Below are 18,911 nucleotides of genomic sequence, written 5' to 3'. Positions count from 1 at the left end.
CAACGTCTCCCGCCACGGGAGCTGGGGTATGTGGGAAAGCGATGGGGGAGGTCCATATTGAAGTTCCACAAGGCTCGTGAAGCGGTTGCATGACGAGAACCAGTGAGACGACAGGAGAAACCAAGTGATTCAGCAGGAATCGCGGCTGAAGATCGCCGACAACACCGGTGCTAAGGAAATCCTTACCATCCGTGTTCTCGGTGGATCCGGACGCCGCTATGCAGGTATCGGCGACACCATTGTCGCCACCGTCAAGGATGCAATCCCCGGCGGTAACGTCAAGAAGGGCGATGTGGTCAAGGCCGTCATCGTCCGTACTAAGAAGAAGACCCGTCGCACAGACGGCTCCTACATCAGCTTCGATGAGAACGCTGCCGTCATCCTCAAGGGTGACACCCCGGAGCCCCGCGGCACCCGTATCTTCGGCCCCGTGGGCCGCGAACTTCGCGACAAGAAGTTCATGAAGATCGTCTCGCTTGCTCCGGAGGTGCTGTAACTCATGGCCAAGATCAAGAAGGACGACCTCGTCCAGATCCTCACCGGCAAGGACAAGGGCAAGCAGGGCAAAGTTCTGCAGGTGCTCCCCAAGAAGGACCGTGTGGTCGTCGAGGGCGTCAACCGAGTGAAGCGTCACCTGCGTGCCGGCCAGTTCGGCAACACCGAGGGTGGCATCGTCGAGTCCGAGGCCCCCATCCATGTCTCCAACGTCGCAGTCGTCGACCCGGAGACCGGCAAGCCGACCCGTGTGGGCTACCGCTTTGAGACTGTAGAGCGCGACGGCGAGACCGTGACCAAGAAGGTCCGCTTCGCCAAGGCCTCCGGGAAGGAGCTGTCATGACAGAGACCGCCGTGAAGATCACCCCCCGCCTGAAGACCAAGTACCGTGAGGAGATCCGCACCTCCCTGCAGGAGGAGTTCGGATACTCCAACGTGATGCAAGTTCCCGGTCTGGTGAAGGTTGTCGTCAACATGGGCGTCGGCGAGGCTGCTCGCGACTCCAAGCTCATCCAGGGCGCTATCGAGGACCTGACCGCAATCACCGGCCAGAAGCCCAAGGTGACCCGCGCAAAGAAGTCCATCGCACAGTTCAAGCTGCGCGAAGGCCAGCCCATTGGTACTCACGCAACCCTGCGTGGCGACCGCATGTGGGAGTTCATCGATCGCCTGGTGACCCTGGCCCTGCCCCGTATCCGGGACTTCCGCGGCCTGAGCCCCAAGCAGTTCGACGGCAACGGCAACTACACCTTCGGGCTCACCGAGCAGTCGGTGTTCCACGAGATCGATCAGGACAACATTGATCGCCCCCGCGGTATGGACATCACTGTGGTGACCACCGCTACCACCGACGAGGAAGGCCGCGCGCTGCTGCGTGCACTGGGCTTCCCCTTCAAGACCGAACAGTAAGCACTACGTCGAAGGTCCTTTCACCAGAGGTTCCAAGCAGCTAGCTTGAGTTCCTTCGGAGATCGGAAACCGCGACGAGGAAGGGCATAAGCCCCACCATGACAATGACTGATCCCGTCGCAGACATGCTGACGCGTCTGCGCAACGCCAACTCGGCCTACCACGACCAGGTCTCCATGCCCAGCTCTAAGCTGAAGGTGCGCGTGGCCGACATCCTCAAGGCCGAGGGCTACATCACCGACTGGCGCGAGGAAGAGGCAGAGGTCGGCAAGACTCTGATCATCGACCTGAAGTTCGGCCCGAACCGTGAACGTTCGATCGCCGGCCTGCGCCGCATCTCCAAGCCCGGTCTCCGGGTCTACGCGAAGTCCAACAACCTCCCGCACGTGCTGGGCGGCCTGGGCATCGCCATCCTGTCCACCTCCTCCGGTCTCTTGACTGACCGGCAGGCAGCTAAGAAGGGTGTGGGTGGGGAAGTCCTCGCCTACGTCTGGTAACCGGAAGGAGTCGAAGCACTATGTCACGCATCGGTCGTCTTCCGATCACCGTTCCTGCCGGCGTTGATGTCACCATCAACGGCCGTGAGATCCGCGTTAAGGGCGCCAAAGGCGAACTTACCCGCACCATTGCCGAGGGCATCGGCGTCGAGCTTGAGGATGGCACCCTGACGGTGACCCGTCCCAGCGATGAGCGCGAATACCGCTCACTGCACGGCCTGACCCGCAGCCTGATCAACAACATGATCATCGGCGTCACCGAGGGCTACACCAAGAAGCTCGAAATCGTCGGCACCGGTTACCGCGTGCAGGCCAAGGGCTCGGACCTCGAGTTCGCACTCGGTTACTCCCACCCTGTCGCAGTGAAGGCCCCCGAGGGCATCAGCTTCCAGGTTGAGGGCAACACCAAGCTGGCAGTGTCCGGCATTGACAAGCAGCAGGTCGGCGAGGTTGCTGCAAACATCCGCAAACTGCGCAAGCCTGACCCGTACAAGGGTAAGGGCGTGCGCTACGAGGGTGAGCAGATCCGCCGCAAGGCCGGAAAGGCAGGTAAGTAAACCATGGCTATCGGTATCAAGGGCAAGTCCAAGTCCGCTGCCCGCGGCCGGCGCCACCTGCGCCTGCGCAAGCGGATCAGCGGTAGCGCCGAGCGTCCCCGCCTGGTGGTTAACCGTTCCGCTCGCCACATGGTCGCTCAGGTCGTCAACGACCTCGAGGGCAAGACCGTGGTCTCCGCCACCACTATGGAGGCAGACCTGCGGAACTTCGATGGCGATAAGACCGCCAAGGCGAAGAAGATCGGCGAGCTGATCGCCGAGCGCGCCAAGGCAGCCGGCATCGAGGCCGTGGTCTTCGACCGCGGCGGCAACAAGTACCACGGTCGCGTGGCCGCCGTCGCCGACGGCGCCCGGGAAGGTGGGCTGAAGCTGTGAGTGAGAACGCCAACAACACTGAGAAGGACTCATCTGTGACTGAGGCCAACGAAAACGTTGCTGAGGCAGCTGAGAAGCAGTCCCAGCCCGAGAACACTGAGGCCCGTGACAACCGAGGCGAGGGTCGCGGACGCGGCCGTGGCCGCGGTGAGGGTCGCGGTCGCGGCGAGGGCCGTGGACGTGGCGGTCGCGATGAGGACAAGGACAAGTTCCTTGAGCGCGTCGTCACCATCAACCGCGTCTCCAAGGTCGTCAAGGGCGGTCGTCGTTTCAGCTTCACCGCACTTGTCGTCGTCGGCGACGGCGACGGCACCGTGGGTGTCGGCTACGGCAAGGCCAAGGAAGTTCCTGCAGCTATCGCCAAGGGCGTGGAAGAGGCCAAGAAGTCCTTCTTCCGCGTTCCCCGCGTCGGCTCCACCATTCCGCACCTGGTCAAGGGTGAGGCCGCTGCCGGCGTCGTGCTGCTGCGTCCCGCTTCTGCAGGTACCGGTGTGATCGCCGGCGGTCCGGTCCGCGCCGTGCTTGAGTGCGCAGGCATCCACGATGTGCTGACCAAGTCCATGGGCTCGGCCAACGCCATCAACATCGTGCACGGCACCATCGATGCGCTCAAGCGCCTCGAAGAGCCCGAGTCCGTGGCAGCACGCCGCGGCAAGGCTCTTGACGAGGTCGCTCCGGCACCGATGCTGCGCACTATGGCTGCTGACCGCGAAGCCAAGAAGAACGCACAGAAAGCAGGTGCATGACATTGGCAAACACTGTTCAGTACAGCACCGCCAAGGATCTGAAGGCTTCCGACGCGAAGCTTGAGATCACCCAGATCAAGTCCACCATCGGCGCCAAGCCCAAGCACCGCGAAACCGTTCGCTCGCTGGGCCTGAAGCGTATCGGCCACACCGTGGTTCGCGACGCTGACGCAGTGACCGTGGGCATGCTCAACACTGTCAAGCATCTCGTGAAAGTTGAGGAGGCCAACTGATGGCAGAGAACACTCCTGCCGAGTCCGGAGTCCTGAAGCTTCACGACCTGCGTCCGGCCCCCGGTTCCAAGAAGGCACGCACCCGCGTTGGTCGTGGTGAGGCATCTAAGGGCAAGACCGCAGGCCGTGGCACCAAGGGCACCAAGGCTCGTTACCAGGTCCGTCCTGGCTTCGAAGGTGGACAGCTTCCGCTGTACATGCGCCTTCCGAAGCTGCGCGGCTTCAAGAACCCCTTCCGTGTGGAGTACTCGCCGGTCAACCTGACCAAGCTGGGCGAGCTCTTCCCCGAGGGCGGCGAGGTAACCGCTGAGGCGCTGATCTCCAAGGGTGTTGCCCGCAAGGGTCGCCCGGTGAAGATCCTCGGCTCCGGTGACATCTCCGTGGCGCTGACGGTGAAGGCTCACGCTTTCTCCGCTTCCGCTGAGGAGAAGATCACCGCTGCTGGCGGTTCCGTCGAAAAGCTCCCGGTGAAGGCCGCTCCCACCGCGGAGTGACCCACCAGGAATAAGTGATCAGCCCCCGTAGGCCTTCAGAGTTCCCCGATCAGGGGTTTCTGGCCAGGCCTGCGGGGGCTGTCACATATGTGGGGGATTGGTTGAATTCTTCGCCAGCGCGCTGAGCGCGTTAGGATGACTGACTGTGTGGTCGGCAGACCCATAGAGGAGGACGCTTGTTCAGCGCAATAGCTAGGGTTTTCGCATCACCCGACCTGCGCATGAAGATCCTGTTTACGCTCGGGATCATCACGATCTACAGGATCGGCGCATTTATCCCTGCACCCGGGGTGGACTACAACGGTGTGCAGCAGTGTCTTGCCCTCGGGCAGGCAGAGGGTGGTCTGTACAACTTCGTCAATATGTTCTCCGGCGGCGCCATGCTGCAGGTCTCGGTCTTCGCCCTGGGTGTGATGCCGTACATCACCGCAGCGATCATCGTGCAGCTGCTGCGTGTGGTCATTCCGCGTTTTGAGGCTCTCCAGCGTGAAGGTGCACAGGGCCAGGCCAAACTGACCCAGTACACCCGGTATCTCACGCTGGCGCTGGCGACTCTGAACGCCACTGTGCTGGTCACGATGGCGCGTTCGGGTGCCCTGCTGGGCTGCAACCCCGGCGACATCATCCCTGATGACAGCATCTTCCTGGTCATGCTCATGATCCTCACGCTGGTCACCGGCGTGGCCATGATCATGTGGCTCGGCGAACAGATCACCGAGCGCGGCGTCGGTAACGGCATGTCCATCCTGATCTTTGTTGCTATCGCCGCCGGCTTCCCTGGCTCCATGCGCGATATCTGGACCGTTCAGGGCTGGCGCGTCTTCACCATCGTGTGCATCGTGGGCCTGATCGTTGTGGCTGCGGTGGTCTTCGTGGAGCAGTCCCAGCGCCGTGTTCCCGTCCAGTACGCCAAGAAGCAGGTCGGTCGCCGCACCGTTGGCGGAACGTCCACCTACATCCCCATCAAGGTCAACATGGCCGGCGTGATCCCCGTGATCTTCGCTTCCTCGATCCTGATGCTGCCCTCGGTTCTGGGCCAGTTCAATCAGCCGGCACCCGGTGAAGAGGCGCCGCAGTGGATGATCTGGATCAACACCTATTTCGACGGCGCCCACCCGGTCTATATGGCTGTGTTCTTCCTGATGACCATCGGCTTCACCTACTTCTACGTCACCATCACGTTCAACCCGAACGAAGTGGCCGAGAACATGCGGAAGTTCGGCGGCTTCATCCCTGGTATTCGCGCCGGCAAACCCACCGAGAGCTACCTCTCCTACGTGATCTCCCGCATTACCTTCCCGGGCTCGCTGTACCTGGGTCTGATCGCGCTCATCCCACTCATCGCCTTCGTCCTCATCGGAGCTGACCAGAACTTCCCATTCGGTGGAACGTCTATTCTGATCATGGTTGGTGTGGGCTTGACCACAGTCAAACAGATCAACGCTCAGATGGAACAACACAACTACGAAGGGCTGCTGCGATGACTCGAATGCTGATCGTGGGACCGGCTGGATCCGGCAAGGGAACCCAGTCCAAGCGGATTTCCGAGGAGCTTGGCATTGTGGCCATCTCCACCGGAGATATCTTCCGTGCCAATATCAAGGGTGAGACTGAGCTTGGCAAAGAGGCCAAGACCTATGTCGACGCCGGCAACCTCGTCCCGGATTCGGTGACCAACCGCATGGTGGAGGACCGGCTGGGCTGGGAGGATGCCAAAGACGGCTTCCTGCTGGATGGCTACCCGCGCAACCGCACCCAGGTTGCCGCCCTCGATGAGATGCTCTCGCGTCTGGGCGTGGAGCTCGACGTCGTACTGGAGCTCACCGCTGACCGCGAAGAGCTCATCCAGCGCCTGAAGAAGCGTGCTGAGATCGAAGGCCGCAAGGATGACGCTGACGAGTCAGCGATCCGTCGTCGCCTGGAGCTTTTTGATACAGAGACCGCACCGATGATCGCTGAGTACGAAGAGCGCGGTCTGCTGCGCCGCGTCGACGGACTGGGCCCGATCGATGAGGTCAACGCCCGCATCATGGAAGCGCTGAAGTCCTAAGTGTTAACACGTGCGCGGATCGAACTGAAGTCCAATGAGCAGCTGCGTCATATGGACGCAGCCGGCTCTATCCTCAGTGAGGGATTGGACCGTGCAGTGGCTGCTGCCCGCCCGGGAGTGACTACTGGCGAGCTCAATGATGTGTTCGCCGAGTACATCACCTCCCGGGGGGCCAAGCCGAACTTCTTGAACTACCACGGCTTCCCCGGCTACATCTGCGCCTCGGTCAATGAGGAAGTCGTTCACGGCATCCCGGGGGACCGGGTGCTGCAGACCGGTGATGTGCTCAAGATCGACGGCGGCTGCATCATTGAAGGCTGGCATTCCGACTCTGCACGGACTGTCATCCTGGGATCCTCTTCTGAGGGCACTGCTGATCCCGAGGACGAGCGGCTCAGCGAGATCACCCGTGCTGCGCTGTGGCAGGGCATTGCCGCTTTCGCCACTGCTAAGCACATCGGGGAGATCGGCGACGCCGTCGAGGACTTCGTAAAGTCCCAGCCCGGTAAGCAGCTGGGGATCCTGGAGGATTATGTGGGTCACGGCATCGGTTCTGCGATGCATATGGCTCCCGATGTCTTCAATTACTCCACAGGGATGAAGGGCGCGAAGATCAAGCCCGGCATGGCCTTGGCGATTGAGCCGATGCTCACCCGCGGCGGTATTGAGACCAAGGTCCTTGAGGATGACTGGACCATCATCACCACTGACGGCACCCGCGCCAGCCAGTGGGAGCACTCGGTGTGCCGCCACGAAGCCGGTATCTGGGTGCTGACCGCCCCCGATGGCGGGGCTTCTGAGCTGGAGCCGCTCGGTGTGACTCCAGTGCCGATTCCTTGATCAGCTTCCAGGGCTGGTAAGCGCAGGGCACTGTCATGCATATCCGGGGCCCAGCGAGTTGATCGGCAACGCCCACGCTTCAATCTCTTGCTCACACTTATCGCGTAAGTGTGAGTAAGAGGGACCCACTGCTCACACTTAGGCCGCCATCCGCGGAAGCAGCGTTTAGATGTGATGGCGCGCATCGCTTTGCGCGCCGAGAGGCGGGCGGGACCTGTGCCCGCCGCCGGAACTAACACCGACTGGCGCGGCGGGCTTGACTCAGGTACGATTGTCTGTTGGTTGTCTCTGCCCAACTATGCCTGTTGGCAGATGTGCAGGCAGGGACTCTAAAGCAGAAATCCAGATCCTCCGCTCAGCCCTACTTTATGCCGATGTTTCGGTGTGAACGGGGAGGTTCAGAGGATCGTGAACGGTGTGTGGAGCATATGGGTAAAAAAGAAGGCGTCATCGAGGTCGAGGGCTCAGTTGTTGAAGCCCTGCCGAATGCAATGTTCCGTGTGAAGCTGGAGAACGATCACGTTGTCCTGGCAACCATCTCGGGCAAGATGCGCCAGCACTACATCCGCATCCTCCCCGAGGACCGGGTCGTGGTGGAGATGAGCCCCTATGACCTCAACCGCGGCCGTATCGTCTACCGCTACAAGTAATCGAGGAGAACCCATGAAGGTTCAGCCGAGCGTGAAGCCGATCTGCTCCGACTGCAAGACCATCCGTCGCGGTGGTGTTGTGCGAGTGATCTGCAAGAACCCGCGCCACAAGCAGCGCCAGGGCTGAGCTCTTCACTTAAGTCTTTTTAAGTGAGGGCGCTTAAGTACCGCGCAGGGAGTTGTGCCACCGGCCGCCTAGTTGGCGAACGGGAGCATTCCCACCACAGCTCAATACAGCAAAGCAGTGCAGCTCGCGAATGAGCTGGCGAGCATACCTCCGGTTACCGAAGGCCGGGGACCCGCTGATGACGCCACCTCCGGCGTCGGACATAAAAGTCCCAGAGGGGATCGCGCTGCTTCAGACCTTCGGATAAGACAAAGGAGGACTGCCACGTGGCACGTCTGGCAGGTGTGGACATCCCGCGCGAAAAGCGCACGGTGATCGCACTCACTTATATCTACGGCGTGGGACGCACCCGCGCTGAACAGGTCCTTGAGGCCACTGGGGTTGACCCCAACACCCGCGTGAAGGACCTGACTGACGAACAGCTGGTCGCTCTGCGTGACTACATCGAAGGCAACTTCACCGTTGAGGGCGACCTCCGCCGTGAGGTCTCCGCTGATATCCGCCGCAAGGTCGAGATCGGCTCTTACGAGGGCCTGCGCCACCGCCGTGGCCTGCCCGTCCGCGGTCAGCGCACCAAGACCAATGCGCGCACCCGTAAGGGCCCCAAGAAGACCGTCGCAGGCAAGAAGAAGTAGTTCACAGGAGAGACAATGCCCCCCAAGACTCGTGCAGCGGCCCGCAAGCCGCGCCGCAAGGCAAGCAAAAACATCACTCAGGGTCAGGCTCACATCAAGTCGACCTTCAACAACACCATCGTGTCCATCACGGACTCCACTGGCGCTGTGATCTCCTGGGCCTCCTCCGGCGAGGTTGGCTTCAAGGGATCCCGCAAGTCCACTCCCTACGCCGCACAGATGGCAGCCGAGCAGGCTGCTAAGCGCGCACAGGAGCACGGCATGAAGAAGGTTGACGTCTTCGTCAAGGGCCCCGGCTCCGGCCGCGAGACCGCGATCCGCTCCCTGCAGGCCGCTGGCCTGGAGGTCGGATCCATCGCTGACGTTACCCCCAGCGCTCACAACGGCTGCCGCCCGCCCAAGCGCCGTCGCGTCTGAGCGACACTTCTTTACCCTGATCGTCTAGGGCCCGACGACGGCAGCCGCCTGTGCCGCCGTCGTCGGGCTGAGCATCAATCACTGAACTGAGAATGCGTCATATAGCGGATGCACTCTGAAAGGAACCACCAGTGCTCATTGCACAGCGCCCCACGCTGACTGAAGAAGTCGTCGCTGATAACCGCTCCCGCTTCACCATCGAACCCCTTGAGCCGGGCTTCGGCTACACCCTGGGTAACTCCCTGCGCCGTACCCTGCTCTCCTCGATTCCCGGTGCCGCTGTGACCAGCGTCCGCATCGACGGCGTCCTCCACGAGTTCAGCACTATCGCTGGCGCCAAGGAAGACGTCACCGAGCTGATCCTGAACATCAAGCGTCTCTCGGTGTCTTCCGAGCACGATGAGCCCGTTGTGGCTTACCTGCGCAAGGAAGGCCCCGGCGCCGTCACAGCTGCTGACATCACCCCGCCGGCCGGTGTGGAGTTCCACAACCCCGACCTGCACCTGCTGACCCTCAACGAGGACGGCAAGCTGGACCTGGAGCTGACTGTGGAGCGTGGCCGCGGCTACGTCTCAGCAGCTCTGAACAAGCTCGAGGACGCAGAGATCGGCCGTATCCCGGTCGACTCCATCTACTCCCCGGTGCTGAAGGTCAGCTTCAAGGTGGAGGCCACCCGTGTGGAGCAGCGCACCGACTTCGACAAGCTCACCATCGATGTGGAGACCAAGCCTTCTATGGCTCCGCGCGATGCGCTGGCCTCGGCAGGCACCACTCTGGTGGAGCTGTTCACCCTGGCCCGCGAGCTGAACTTCTCGGCTGAGGGCATCGAGATCGGCCCGTCCCCGTCGGATGCCGCACTGGCAGCCGATATGGCACTGCCGATCGAGGACCTCGAGCTGACGGTGCGGTCCTACAACTGCCTCAAGCGCGAGGGCATCCACACCATCGGTGAGCTCACCGCTCGCTCCGAGGCCGACCTGATGGACATCCGCAACTTCGGTGCCAAGTCCATCGACGAGGTCAAGGAGAAGCTGGCCGAGTACAACCTCCAGCTGAAGGACTCCCCGGAGGGCTTCGACCCCACGGCAGCTCGCTTCGCCGCTGAGCAGGACGAGTACGACGACGACGCAGACGCTCAGTTCTCCAACTGAGTCCGGCCCGTCATTTAAGACATTCGTGCTCGCCGCAGGTGAGCGCTTCACTCAAGGAGTAAGACACAATGCCTACCCCCACTAAGGGACCGCGTCTGGGCGGAGGCCCGGCGCACGAGAAGATCATGCTGGCGAACCTCTCCGCTCAGCTGTTCGAGCACCGCTCGATCACCACTACTCTGACCAAGGCCAAGCGCCTTCGTCCCTACGCTGAGCGTCTCATCACGCTGGCGAAGAAGGGCGATCTCGCAGCACGCCGCAAGGTTGTGGGCCTGATCAGCGCCAAGAACGCCACCAACCAGAGCATCGTTCACGAGCTCTTCACCGTGATCGCACCGGCTATGGCCGAGCGCGAGGGTGGCTACACCCGCATCACCAAGATCGGCAACCGTAAGGGCGACAACGCTCCTATGGCCGTCATCGAACTGGTGATGGAGCCTGTTTCCCCGAAGCAGAAGGTTGTGGCTGACGCTGAGCGTGCCACCGCTGCCGCTGCTCCTGTGGAGGAGCCGGAGGTCGAGGAGACTGAGGTGGAGACCGCTGAGGTGTCCGACGAGGCTGCTGCTGAAGCACCTGCCGACACTGAGGTGGATGCAACCGCCGCTGAGGCTGCTGCTGAGGAGTCCGAGGACAAGTAAGTCCTTGACTCTCTGACACACCACTGACTGAGCCCCCGTTCTCTGCAGAGCGGGGGCTCAGTCGTGTCTTCACCGAAGTAGGCTAGTTTCATGCCCAGAATCCGACTCGACCTCGCCTATGACGGTAACGCGTATAAGGGCTGGGCTGCTCAGCCAGGGCTGCAGACTGTAGAAGGCGCCCTGCACGAGGCGCTGGCAACAATTCTGCGCCGCGAAGTCCGGGTGACTGTCGCCGGACGCACCGATGCCGGTGTGCACGCCCGAGGTCAAGTCGCGCACCTGGACCTCGGTGACGATGAATGGCAAGGATTAGCCCGCGGCAGAGACCTGCTGCCCCACGAGGCCATGCTGCGGCGGCTCAGCGGAGTGCTGAACCGCCAGCAGGGCGCCATCGTGCTGAAGAGCGTCTCAGTTGTCCCTGAGACCTTCGACGCTCGATTCTCCGCGCTGAGCCGCAGCTACAGCTACCGGATAGCGGACCGTCGCGAGCTATGGGACCCGTTGCGGCGTCATGACACCGCCTGGATCCGCGGTGCGGTTGACGAGCACCTCATGGACGCTGAAGCCACCGCTGTGCTGGGGCTGCATGACTTTGGAAGTTTCTGCCGTCCACGCGAGCACTCCACCACTATTCGTGAGCTTCAGGCATTCACCATCCGACGCGGTGCTGACGGCATCATCACCGCAACGCTGACTGCCGACGCCTTCTGCCACCATATGGTTCGCGCCCTCATCGGAGGCTGCCTGGATGTGGGAGAAGGACGCCGCGCACCAGGCTGGCTGTTCAGCCGCCTGCAGGAACCCAGTTGGGACCAGCGAGTACGACTCGCGCCACCCCAAGGGTTAGTTCTTGAGTCAGTGGCCTACCCGCGGGAGGATCAGCTGGCTCAGCGTGCCGAACAGACGCGTGCCCTGCGCCCGGTGCACACGGGCACCGCGGAAAGTGCAGTCAACGGCGACGCAGAATGAGGCATATCGACCGTATCGCGCTCTGTGAAGTGATTTAGATCTCATCGTCAAACTAAAGTTGCGCAGTGCACACTGACAGCGCATACTCTCTGGGGATCGGCCGGGCTTGACCGGCCAGTCGCATTTTTGCGGCACGTACTGTACGTCGTTGAGAAGGAACTCAAAGATGAGCACTGAATCACGCAGCCAAGACTCCTCTGTGGGAGCGGTTGCCTGGGTAGTATTGGTAGCCGCCTTCGGCGGTTTCCTCTTCGGCTTCGATACCGCTGTGATCAACGGCGCCGTCGGCCCCATCCGTGAGGCCTTTGACCTCTCCGCGCTGATGAGCGGTTTCACTGTCTCCACTGCCCTGCTGGGCTGTGTGGTCGGTGCCTTCACCGGCGGTAACTTAGCTGACCGGGTGGGACGCCAGAAGGCGATGCTGATCGCGGCGGGGCTCTTCCTGGCCTCTGCGATCGGCTCCGGGCTGGTCTTCGGAGTGTATGACCTCATCTTCTGGCGAATCATCGGTGGTATCGGCGTGGGTATGGCCTCGGTCATCGCCCCGGCCTACATTGCCGAGGTCTCGCCGGCCAACTGGCGCGGCCGTCTAGGCTCGCTGTTCCAGCTGGCCATTGTGATCGGTATTTTCATGGCCGCGGTCTCCAATGCGCTCTTCGCCAACCTGGCCGGTGGTGCGGAACTTCCGCTGTGGCTGGGCCTGGACGCTTGGCGCTGGATGTTCATCTCCGAAGCTGTACCGGCTTTGATCTACGGCCTGCTAGCGCTGTCGATCCCGGAGTCTCCGCGGTACCTGGTCTCGCGTGGGCGCGACGCCGCAGCCCGCGAGGTGCTCACCGACATCGTCGGTATCAAGGGCGAGTCAAACCTCACCGCCAAGATTGATGACATCCGCCGCACCATCAACCTCGAGGCTCGTCAGAAGCTGCGCGATCTCTTCGTGGGCGGCAAGGTCATGCCCATCGTCTGGGTGGGCATCGGACTAGCCGTATTCCAGCAGTTCGTGGGCATCAACGTCATCTTCTACTACTCCACCACCCTGTGGCAGGCCGTGGGCATTCAGGAAGACCAGGCCATGCTGGTTCAGGTCATCACCACGAGCCTGAACATCCTGGCCACCATCGTAGGCATCCTGATCGTGGATAAGGTCGGGCGCCGGATCCCGCTGGCAGTCGGCTCCGCAGGTATGGCGCTGGGCCTGGGGATGATGGCAGTGGCCTTCTCCCAGGCGGTATCGGAAGAGGTCGCCAACGAGTTCGGCGAGCTGGAGACCGTGGTTTCCCTGCCGGAGCCCTGGGGCATCATCGCCCTTGTCTCCGCCAATGTCTTCGTGATCTTCTTCGGCGCCACCTGGGGTCCGTTCATGTGGCTGATGCTGGGTGAGATGTTCCCCAACCGGATTCGCGCCGTCGCACTGGGCGTGGCCTCGGCCTTCAACTGGGGTTCGAACTTCCTGATCTCCAGCCTCTTCCCGCAGATGGCAGAGCTGTCCCTGGTCTTCGCCTACGGCTTCTACGCCGGCTCCGCTCTGCTGAGCCTGTTCTTCGTGCTCAAGTGGGTTCCGGAGACTAAGGGCCGGGAGATCGAGGATATGAAGGAGAGCGCCTACATCCGCGCCTGATTCTTCGGTGATCCCAGTTTTACCCGCCCTTCGGGGTTTTACCGCCCCGTATACCCCACGGTAAAACCCCGAAGCCCGGGTAAAGCGAACTGTGTGTCACAGATCCTTACTGCAGGAGCCATGACAAGAGCCTGCTCGAAACCTTTCTTCGGCAGATCCTCAGGAGTAGGTTTGCCAGTGGACATCCCATACGGAGAAAGGGTGCATCATGGCTCGATTTACGGACCGCGTAATCCTTATCACTGGCGCTGGCTCTGGACTGGGACGCCAGACAGCAATCCAGGTGGCCAAGGAAGGTGCTCGACTGGCACTTGTGGACCTTTCAGAAGAAGGTCTGGAAGCGACCAAGGCGGAAGTTCTGGAGCACGCTCCTGAGGCGCAGATCCTTCTGGCAACAGCAGATGTCGCGCAGCAAAGCGATACTCAGGCATACGTCAAAGCCACCATGGATGCCTATGGACGCATTGACGGCTTCTTCAACAACGCCGGCATCGAGGGACGCCAGAACCTGACCGAGAATTTCACGGCTGAAGAGTTCGACCGCGTGGTGAGCATTAATCTGCGCGGCGTATTCCTCGGGATGGAAGCGGTGCTGGCCATCATGCGCGAACAGGGCTCGGGCTACATTGTGAATACCGCCTCGGTGGGCGGCATCCGTGGCGTGGGCAACCAGTCGGGCTACGCAGCCAGCAAGCATGGCGTCGTCGGGCTGACCCGGAACTCTGCAGTGGAGTACGGCCAGTACGGCATCAGAATCAATGCCATTGCCCCCGGGGCCATCTGGACCGCCATGGTGGAAGGCTCAATGAAGCAGATTGACCCGGAGGACCCGCGAGGCGCCGCTGAAGAGTTCATCCAGGCCAACCCCACTAAGCGCTACGGTGAAGCCTACGAAGTCGCTTCAGCAGTGGCCTTCCTGCTCTCCGACGATGCAAGTTACATCAACGCTGCCGTGATCCCCATCGACGGCGGCCAGTCGGCCAAGTACTAGGGGTCTAGGCTACTAGGGGTCTAGGCACGCTGAGCAGCGGCACTTAGCTCTTGAGCCGTGTCGACCCCCAAGCCGGCCCCCCAAAAAAAACCGGCCCACGGCCCCGCCGTTGCCTGACACCGCATAGGTAGGGCGACGGCGGGCCGGGCCGGTCAGCCGTCGATGACGGCGGCCAGCTCATCGAGGAACCCGGCGAAATCGGTGCCGCGACGCAGAATCCGCTGGACGCTCTCATGCTCACTGAAGACCTCTACGAGCTGCTCGAAGATCGTCTGGAAGGCCTCCCGGTCCTCCTCGCTGAAGGCCACCAGCGCCACAATCTGGACCCTTCCGCCACCCCAGCGCACCGACCCATCAGCAATTCCAATGGACAGCGCAGTGCGGCCCGCCGTCATCTTCAGCGCATGCGGTACTGCCAGCGTTTCGGTAAAAGCAGTGGAGGAGAGCCGCTCGCGCTCCAACGCCCGCTGCACGTAGTCCTGGTCAATCACGCCCTGAGCCACAAGCGGTTCGCCCAGCCGACGGATGGCCTCCTCCTCATCGGCGGCCACCAGGGGACGCACAAAGGCTTCGGGGCTCAGATAATGTTCCAGCTCGGCGCGCAGCCGTGCCAGCCGCAGGCTGCGTCGTCGTCGCGAGACTGCTGCGGAGATCCGTTCGGTGTCCGCCTCGGTGAGAAAGGGTGGCAGCAGCACGGTGCGCTCGTCGGGCACCTGAGGCTCAATAGTGGTCAGCACCAGATCCGTGGTGATTGATGACCAGTCCGGGTCCATATTGGTCTCTACCGCCACCACCTCCACTGAGGCTCCCAGTGAACGGTCAATGCGCGAACGCAGCAGTTCATGCAGCTCGTAGTAGCCGGGGCAGACAATAGTGGCCGTGAGGACGGCCTCGGCCCGTCGGCTGCGTTCTAGTCGGCCGCCCACATGCATGGCGATATAGGCGATTTCATCATCGCCTAAAGACATATCCAGCTCTTGGCTGATGTCATTAGCAATGGAGACCGCCACCTGAAACACCATGGGGTAGGTGGATTTCAGCGACCGGGTCAGCGGGTTCCTTGACCAGGCCTGTTCCCGGGCTCGAAGCACAAGATTCTGCACGTGCAGGCTCAGCCGCTGGATGAAGTCACCGTGCAGGATGTCCACCAGGTACTCCTGGGCGGCATGGGCGACGGCGCGGCTGACCACCTGCTCGATCTGCGGGTCCAGAGCAACCGGGGTGCGGTCACTGCTCTTCGGTGCCACGGCACGGGTCAGCACCAGAGAGACCAGGTGGTGCAAGTCGCCGCGCCCCATCGTCACCCCCAGGTACTGACGGCTCAATGAGTCCAAGAGATCAGCGACCTGCTGCTGGTGGGGTTCCAGATCCACAGCCGAAATCTCCAGGGCGCGGCCGTGGGCCACCCTGTCGGCGGCAATGGCGACATGCAGCAGCACATCGGCAGCAGCGAGCTCGTTGACGTAATAGCCCTGTTCCACCAGCCCAGCGGTCAGCTCGCGGCGGAACGGCGCAAAGGCTGCCCTATCGGCAGCAATGCCCGCGGAGCGTCGCAATTGGTCGACGTCGAAGGAACCCTGGGTCATCTCCTCATGGGCGAGCTTGGAGACCAGACGGCGCTGAGCGAGCTCGGTGCCCATCAGCATCACGCGGGGGCCGGAGCGTTCAAGGGACAACCCGGTGCCTTCCAGCAGTTCGCGCACCCGGGCCAGATCGGCGTCGACTGTAGCTTCACTGACGTGCAGACGTTCTGCTGTGCGGTGCACATCCACCCCGGAATCAGCTTCCAGCAGCTCTCTCACTAAGGTATGGACCCGGTCCCGGGGACCGGCGTTATTCGGTGTCGGCTTGCTGCCAGTACGACGCAGCGCGCCCAGTACAGCGCGGTTCGCGCGATACCCCGCGGGCCCGGACTCAACAGCGGGGGATTCAGCGCTGCGCGCATTCAGCGCAGAGATATAGGACCTCACGCTGCGAGGCGTGACGCCCAGCAGGTCTGCCAGTGAGGCTGCCGTGATCCAACGGTCATCGCGCAGCAGCAGATCGACCAGCTGATCCTGGCGTCTGCTCAGCCCCATTGGGCCTCCTTCCACGTGACCAGCCGGAACTCTCTTGGGCCCAACAATAGTGGAGGCTTCAGCAACTTTCCGCAGGGGAGGAAAGAAATATCCCCCACAGACCGTAGCGGTGTGGGGCGAGTCACTGGAGAATCTATGGGAAAGGAGAAGGCAGATCAATGAAGATCCTCGTGATGTGCGGTGCTGGTGCCTCCAGCACTTTTGTCGCCCAGCGGCTCAACCGAGCGCTGGCCGATGCCGGTATGCCGCACACGGCCTGGGCCGGAAGTCAGTCCTCGCTGCTGCACGATATCGACACCGCGGACATGGTCCTGCTGGGACCCCACCTGGCTGACACCATCGAGGAGATCCGTGGCCTCACCGCGCCCCAAGGAGCGCCGGTGCAGCTTCTGCCTGAAGACATCAATTCAGACCTCGACGGAACACGTGCCCTGGCGCTGGTCCGTCAGGCTCTTACGACGAAAGCGAACCCCTCATGAGCGCAACCCGCACTGTCACTGTCGGCTCCTCCAACGGCCTGCACGCCCGCCCCGCGAAGCTCTTTGTGGAAGCCGCCCAGAACGCCGGCGTTCCGGTGACCATCACCAAGGGCGAGAAGAGTGTCAATGCAGCTTCCATCCTGGGCGTGATGTCCCTGGGCGTTGAGCATGGTGATGAGGTTGTTCTCACCGTGGAGGCCGAGAACGCCGAGCAGACTCTGGACACCCTGGCTGAGCTGCTGACCACCAACCACGACGAGGCCAACTGATGCCTGAGAGCCTCACCGGCACCGGCATCGGCCAGGGTGTTGCCTATGGCCCGGTGGCGCGGATGGCGCCGCCGCCAGCGCCCCCGGCTGATACTGACAGCCAGCTGAAGCCCGAGCAGGAGTCCGCCCGGGTCAAGGAAGCCATCCAGGCGGTCTCTGCTGAGCTTGCCAGCCGCGGGGAGACCGCCGGCGGACAGGCGCAGGAGGTTCTCGAGGCTCAGGTCATGATGGCCCAGGACCCCACGTTGCTGGAGGCAGTTGAACAGCGTGTCCAGGCCGGCAAGACCGGCGAATTCGCCGTCCACGCCGCCTTCACCGAGTTCCAGGAGACCCTGCAGACCCTCGGCGGATACCTCGGCGAACGCGCCGCGGACCTCGCCGACGTCGCCCTGCGGGTCATTGCGCATCTGCGCGGTGAGCCGGCACCGGGTGTACCTGACCCCGGGCACCCCTTCGTACTGGTGGCTCAGGACCTGGCTCCGGCTGATACCGCGCTGCTGGATCTGGACAAAGTGCAGGCGCTGGTCACTATCGAAGGTGGACCGACCTCTCATACCGCCATCTTGGCCCGTGGTAAGGGAATCACTGCCGTCGTCGGTGTTAAGGACGCCGCCCAGCTCAGTGATGATCAGCAGGTGATCGTCGACGCCGCAGCCTCAGCGATTATCACTGAGCCCTCCCAGGAGCAGATCGATGACGTGACTCGGCGCATCGAGGAGCGTGCCGCCGCAGCGGCCGCCCCGCTGACCCCCGGGGCCCTGGCCGATGGCACCGAGGTGCCGCTGCTGGCTAATCTGGGCAGTCCAGAGGCTGCCCAGGAAGCAGTGGACCTAGGTGCTGAGGGTGTGGGGCTGTTCCGCACCGAGTTCCTCTTCCTCTCTTCAGATAAGGCCCCCAGCGTTGCTGAGCAGCGCGAGTCCTACATCAAGCTGCTCCAGGCCTTCCCCGGCAAGAAGGTCGTGGTCCGGGCACTTGACGCCGGTGCTGATAAGCCCCTGCCCTTCCTCAACGACGCCGAGGAGGAGAACCCCGCTCTCGGGCTGCGCGGACTTCGCGCCCTGCTGGCCAATGAGGAGATCCTGCGCGATCAGTTGACTGCCCTAGCTGAGGCTGAGGCTGCCACCGAGGCCGATCTCTGGGTGATGGCCCCCATGGTCTCCACTGTGGAAGAGGCAGAGACCTTCACCAAATTCGCCACCCAGCACGGGCTGAAAACCGCTGGTGTGATGATCGAGGTGCCCTCCTCCGCGCTGCTGGCTGACAAGATCCTGCCGGTGACCGGATTCGCCTCCATCGGTACCAATGACCTGACGCAGTACACCATGGCAGCTGACCGCCTGCTGGGTTCGGTCGCAGGGCTGCAGGATCCTTGGCACCCGGCCGTGCTGCGACTGATCCGCGAGGTCGGCGCAGCCGGGGAGCACACCGGCAAACCGGTGGGTGTCTGCGGCGAAGCCGCCGCGGACCCGCTGCTGGCAGTGGTCCTGGTAGGACTCGGCGTCAACACGCTTTCCATGGCACCGGCTGCCCTGGCTGATGTGCGCTTGGAGCTCTCCAAGCACACCAAGGACCAGGCCGAGGCCATCGCCCAGGCGGCACTCGCCGCCTCCACCGCAGCAGATGCGCGCCAAGCGGCCCTCGACGTCGCCGCTCGCTGAAACAGCGGTATGCAACACCCCATCACCCACCT

Annotated in this window: 25 protein-coding genes; 24 read left to right on the top strand and 1 reads right to left on the bottom strand. The window is 62.5% G+C overall.

What is annotated here, in order from left to right:
- Positions 1-124 precede the first annotated feature (124 nt).
- The 21 genes from rplN to ABEA23_RS01585 all read left to right on the top strand — a co-directional run bounded on the left by rplN (position 125) and on the right by ABEA23_RS01585 (position 14,395).
- A complete protein-coding gene (gene rplN, locus ABEA23_RS01685) occupies positions 125-496 on the top strand; it encodes a 50S ribosomal protein L14 (RefSeq protein ID WP_044493888.1) in 372 nt (123 codons plus the stop codon).
- 3 nt (positions 497-499) lie between these two features.
- A complete protein-coding gene (gene rplX, locus ABEA23_RS01680; protein WP_260072585.1) occupies positions 500-838 on the top strand; it encodes a 50S ribosomal protein L24 in 339 nt (112 codons plus the stop codon).
- Positions 835-1,404, top strand: coding sequence for a 50S ribosomal protein L5 (gene rplE / locus ABEA23_RS01675; protein ID WP_044493892.1), 570 nt, complete (start codon positions 835-837; stop codon positions 1,402-1,404). The genes rplX and rplE overlap by 4 nt, the downstream gene beginning before the upstream one ends.
- A gap of 98 nt (positions 1,405-1,502) precedes the next feature.
- Complete coding sequence (gene rpsH / locus ABEA23_RS01670) at positions 1,503-1,901, top strand: 30S ribosomal protein S8 (protein WP_044493893.1); 399 nt, start codon at positions 1,503-1,505, stop codon at positions 1,899-1,901.
- 20 nt (positions 1,902-1,921) lie between these two features.
- The gene (rplF, locus tag ABEA23_RS01665; protein WP_044493895.1) at positions 1,922-2,458 is read left to right on the top strand and encodes a 50S ribosomal protein L6; all 537 of its coding nucleotides are present in this window, start codon (positions 1,922-1,924) and stop codon (positions 2,456-2,458) included.
- A 3-nt stretch (positions 2,459-2,461) separates the two neighbouring features.
- Positions 2,462-2,833, top strand: coding sequence for a 50S ribosomal protein L18 (rplR, locus tag ABEA23_RS01660; protein WP_044493897.1), 372 nt, complete (start codon positions 2,462-2,464; stop codon positions 2,831-2,833).
- Positions 2,830-3,579, top strand: coding sequence for a 30S ribosomal protein S5 (gene rpsE, locus ABEA23_RS01655; protein ID WP_260072586.1), 750 nt, complete (start codon positions 2,830-2,832; stop codon positions 3,577-3,579). The genes rplR and rpsE overlap by 4 nt, the downstream gene beginning before the upstream one ends.
- Positions 3,576-3,812: a 50S ribosomal protein L30 gene (rpmD, locus tag ABEA23_RS01650; protein ID WP_044493900.1), complete on the top strand. Its 237-nt coding sequence runs from the start codon at positions 3,576-3,578 to the stop codon at positions 3,810-3,812. Before rpsE ends, rpmD begins: the two co-directional genes overlap by 4 nt.
- The gene (gene rplO, locus ABEA23_RS01645; RefSeq protein WP_044493902.1) at positions 3,812-4,306 is read left to right on the top strand and encodes a 50S ribosomal protein L15; all 495 of its coding nucleotides are present in this window, start codon (positions 3,812-3,814) and stop codon (positions 4,304-4,306) included. Before rpmD ends, rplO begins: the two co-directional genes overlap by 1 nt.
- A 176-nt stretch (positions 4,307-4,482) precedes the next feature.
- On the top strand, positions 4,483-5,790 hold the full coding sequence (secY, locus tag ABEA23_RS01640) for a preprotein translocase subunit SecY (protein ID WP_345476381.1): 1,308 nt from the start codon (positions 4,483-4,485) through the stop codon (positions 5,788-5,790).
- Positions 5,787-6,356 carry an adenylate kinase gene (locus tag ABEA23_RS01635; RefSeq protein ID WP_260072589.1) on the top strand — a complete coding sequence of 190 codons (570 nt, stop codon included), beginning with the start codon at positions 5,787-5,789 and terminating at the stop codon, positions 6,354-6,356. Before secY ends, ABEA23_RS01635 begins: the two co-directional genes overlap by 4 nt.
- On the top strand, positions 6,357-7,196 hold the full coding sequence (gene map, locus ABEA23_RS01630; protein ID WP_345476380.1) for a type I methionyl aminopeptidase: 840 nt from the start codon (positions 6,357-6,359) through the stop codon (positions 7,194-7,196).
- 428 nt (positions 7,197-7,624) lie between these two features.
- Positions 7,625-7,846 carry a translation initiation factor IF-1 gene (gene infA / locus ABEA23_RS01625; RefSeq protein WP_044493914.1) on the top strand — a complete coding sequence of 74 codons (222 nt, stop codon included), beginning with the start codon at positions 7,625-7,627 and terminating at the stop codon, positions 7,844-7,846.
- 13 nt (positions 7,847-7,859) lie between these two features.
- The gene (gene rpmJ, locus ABEA23_RS01620; RefSeq protein WP_044493916.1) at positions 7,860-7,973 is read left to right on the top strand and encodes a 50S ribosomal protein L36; all 114 of its coding nucleotides are present in this window, start codon (positions 7,860-7,862) and stop codon (positions 7,971-7,973) included.
- 266 nt (positions 7,974-8,239) lie between these two features.
- Positions 8,240-8,608, top strand: a complete 369-nt coding sequence (gene rpsM, locus ABEA23_RS01615; protein ID WP_044493918.1) for a 30S ribosomal protein S13 — start codon at positions 8,240-8,242, stop codon at positions 8,606-8,608.
- A gap of 15 nt (positions 8,609-8,623) precedes the next feature.
- Positions 8,624-9,025, top strand: coding sequence for a 30S ribosomal protein S11 (rpsK, locus tag ABEA23_RS01610; RefSeq protein WP_260072595.1), 402 nt, complete (start codon positions 8,624-8,626; stop codon positions 9,023-9,025).
- 131 nt (positions 9,026-9,156) lie between these two features.
- Positions 9,157-10,176, top strand: coding sequence for a DNA-directed RNA polymerase subunit alpha (locus tag ABEA23_RS01605; protein ID WP_345476379.1), 1,020 nt, complete (start codon positions 9,157-9,159; stop codon positions 10,174-10,176).
- 68 nt (positions 10,177-10,244) lie between these two features.
- Positions 10,245-10,814: a 50S ribosomal protein L17 gene (gene rplQ / locus ABEA23_RS01600; protein ID WP_044493924.1), complete on the top strand. Its 570-nt coding sequence runs from the start codon at positions 10,245-10,247 to the stop codon at positions 10,812-10,814.
- A 90-nt stretch (positions 10,815-10,904) separates the two neighbouring features.
- Positions 10,905-11,783: a tRNA pseudouridine(38-40) synthase TruA gene (gene truA / locus ABEA23_RS01595; protein ID WP_345476378.1), complete on the top strand. Its 879-nt coding sequence runs from the start codon at positions 10,905-10,907 to the stop codon at positions 11,781-11,783.
- A gap of 166 nt (positions 11,784-11,949) precedes the next feature.
- Positions 11,950-13,404 (top strand): sugar porter family MFS transporter, encoded by a 1,455-nt coding sequence (locus tag ABEA23_RS01590; RefSeq protein ID WP_345476377.1) that lies wholly within the window; start codon positions 11,950-11,952, stop codon positions 13,402-13,404.
- 208 nt (positions 13,405-13,612) lie between these two features.
- The gene (locus ABEA23_RS01585) at positions 13,613-14,395 is read left to right on the top strand and encodes a glucose 1-dehydrogenase (RefSeq protein ID WP_345476376.1); all 783 of its coding nucleotides are present in this window, start codon (positions 13,613-13,615) and stop codon (positions 14,393-14,395) included.
- Positions 14,396-14,547: 152 nt separating this feature from the next.
- On the opposite strand, the gene ABEA23_RS01580 is transcribed toward ABEA23_RS01585, so the two are convergent.
- Positions 14,548-16,473, bottom strand: a complete 1,926-nt coding sequence (locus tag ABEA23_RS01580) for a BglG family transcription antiterminator (protein WP_345476375.1) — start codon at positions 16,471-16,473, stop codon at positions 14,548-14,550.
- Positions 16,474-16,631: 158 nt separating this feature from the next.
- Between ABEA23_RS01580 and ABEA23_RS01575 the strand changes: the two genes are divergently transcribed.
- From ABEA23_RS01575 to ptsP, 3 genes are read left to right on the top strand one after another with little or no spacing between them, the layout of a single operon-like run.
- Positions 16,632-16,952: a PTS sugar transporter subunit IIB gene (locus ABEA23_RS01575; RefSeq protein ID WP_345476374.1), complete on the top strand. Its 321-nt coding sequence runs from the start codon at positions 16,632-16,634 to the stop codon at positions 16,950-16,952.
- The gene (locus tag ABEA23_RS01570) at positions 16,949-17,221 is read left to right on the top strand and encodes an HPr family phosphocarrier protein (protein ID WP_044493930.1); all 273 of its coding nucleotides are present in this window, start codon (positions 16,949-16,951) and stop codon (positions 17,219-17,221) included. The genes ABEA23_RS01575 and ABEA23_RS01570 overlap by 4 nt, the downstream gene beginning before the upstream one ends.
- A complete protein-coding gene (ptsP, locus tag ABEA23_RS01565) occupies positions 17,221-18,879 on the top strand; it encodes a phosphoenolpyruvate--protein phosphotransferase (RefSeq protein WP_345476373.1) in 1,659 nt (552 codons plus the stop codon). The genes ABEA23_RS01570 and ptsP overlap by 1 nt, the downstream gene beginning before the upstream one ends.
- The last annotated feature ends 32 nt before the right edge of the window (positions 18,880-18,911 follow it).

It is taken from the genome of Nesterenkonia rhizosphaerae, from assembly GCF_039544555.1.
In the GTDB taxonomy this organism is placed as follows: domain Bacteria; phylum Actinomycetota; class Actinomycetes; order Actinomycetales; family Micrococcaceae; genus Nesterenkonia; species Nesterenkonia rhizosphaerae.
Note: the sequence above shows the minus strand (reverse complement) of the source record. Positions and strands in the feature narration are given on the sequence as shown.

Coding starts and splice junctions, on each gene's coding strand:
- rplX (WP_260072585.1), top strand. CDS start 500: ATGGCCAAGATCAAGAAGGACGACCTCGTCCAGATCCTCACCGGCAAG.
- rplE (WP_044493892.1), top strand. CDS start 835: ATGACAGAGACCGCCGTGAAGATCACCCCCCGCCTGAAGACCAAGTAC.
- rpsH (WP_044493893.1), top strand. CDS start 1,503: ATGACAATGACTGATCCCGTCGCAGACATGCTGACGCGTCTGCGCAAC.
- rplF (WP_044493895.1), top strand. CDS start 1,922: ATGTCACGCATCGGTCGTCTTCCGATCACCGTTCCTGCCGGCGTTGAT.
- rplR (WP_044493897.1), top strand. CDS start 2,462: ATGGCTATCGGTATCAAGGGCAAGTCCAAGTCCGCTGCCCGCGGCCGG.
- rpmD (WP_044493900.1), top strand. CDS start 3,576: ATGACATTGGCAAACACTGTTCAGTACAGCACCGCCAAGGATCTGAAG.
- rplO (WP_044493902.1), top strand. CDS start 3,812: ATGGCAGAGAACACTCCTGCCGAGTCCGGAGTCCTGAAGCTTCACGAC.
- ABEA23_RS01635 (WP_260072589.1), top strand. CDS start 5,787: ATGACTCGAATGCTGATCGTGGGACCGGCTGGATCCGGCAAGGGAACC.
- infA (WP_044493914.1), top strand. CDS start 7,625: ATGGGTAAAAAAGAAGGCGTCATCGAGGTCGAGGGCTCAGTTGTTGAA.
- rpmJ (WP_044493916.1), top strand. CDS start 7,860: ATGAAGGTTCAGCCGAGCGTGAAGCCGATCTGCTCCGACTGCAAGACC.
- rpsK (WP_260072595.1), top strand. CDS start 8,624: ATGCCCCCCAAGACTCGTGCAGCGGCCCGCAAGCCGCGCCGCAAGGCA.
- rplQ (WP_044493924.1), top strand. CDS start 10,245: ATGCCTACCCCCACTAAGGGACCGCGTCTGGGCGGAGGCCCGGCGCAC.
- truA (WP_345476378.1), top strand. CDS start 10,905: ATGCCCAGAATCCGACTCGACCTCGCCTATGACGGTAACGCGTATAAG.
- ABEA23_RS01590 (WP_345476377.1), top strand. CDS start 11,950: ATGAGCACTGAATCACGCAGCCAAGACTCCTCTGTGGGAGCGGTTGCC.
- ABEA23_RS01585 (WP_345476376.1), top strand. CDS start 13,613: ATGGCTCGATTTACGGACCGCGTAATCCTTATCACTGGCGCTGGCTCT.
- ABEA23_RS01580 (WP_345476375.1), bottom strand. CDS start 16,473: ATGGGGCTGAGCAGACGCCAGGATCAGCTGGTCGATCTGCTGCTGCGC.
- ABEA23_RS01575 (WP_345476374.1), top strand. CDS start 16,632: ATGAAGATCCTCGTGATGTGCGGTGCTGGTGCCTCCAGCACTTTTGTC.
- ABEA23_RS01570 (WP_044493930.1), top strand. CDS start 16,949: ATGAGCGCAACCCGCACTGTCACTGTCGGCTCCTCCAACGGCCTGCAC.
- ptsP (WP_345476373.1), top strand. CDS start 17,221: ATGCCTGAGAGCCTCACCGGCACCGGCATCGGCCAGGGTGTTGCCTAT.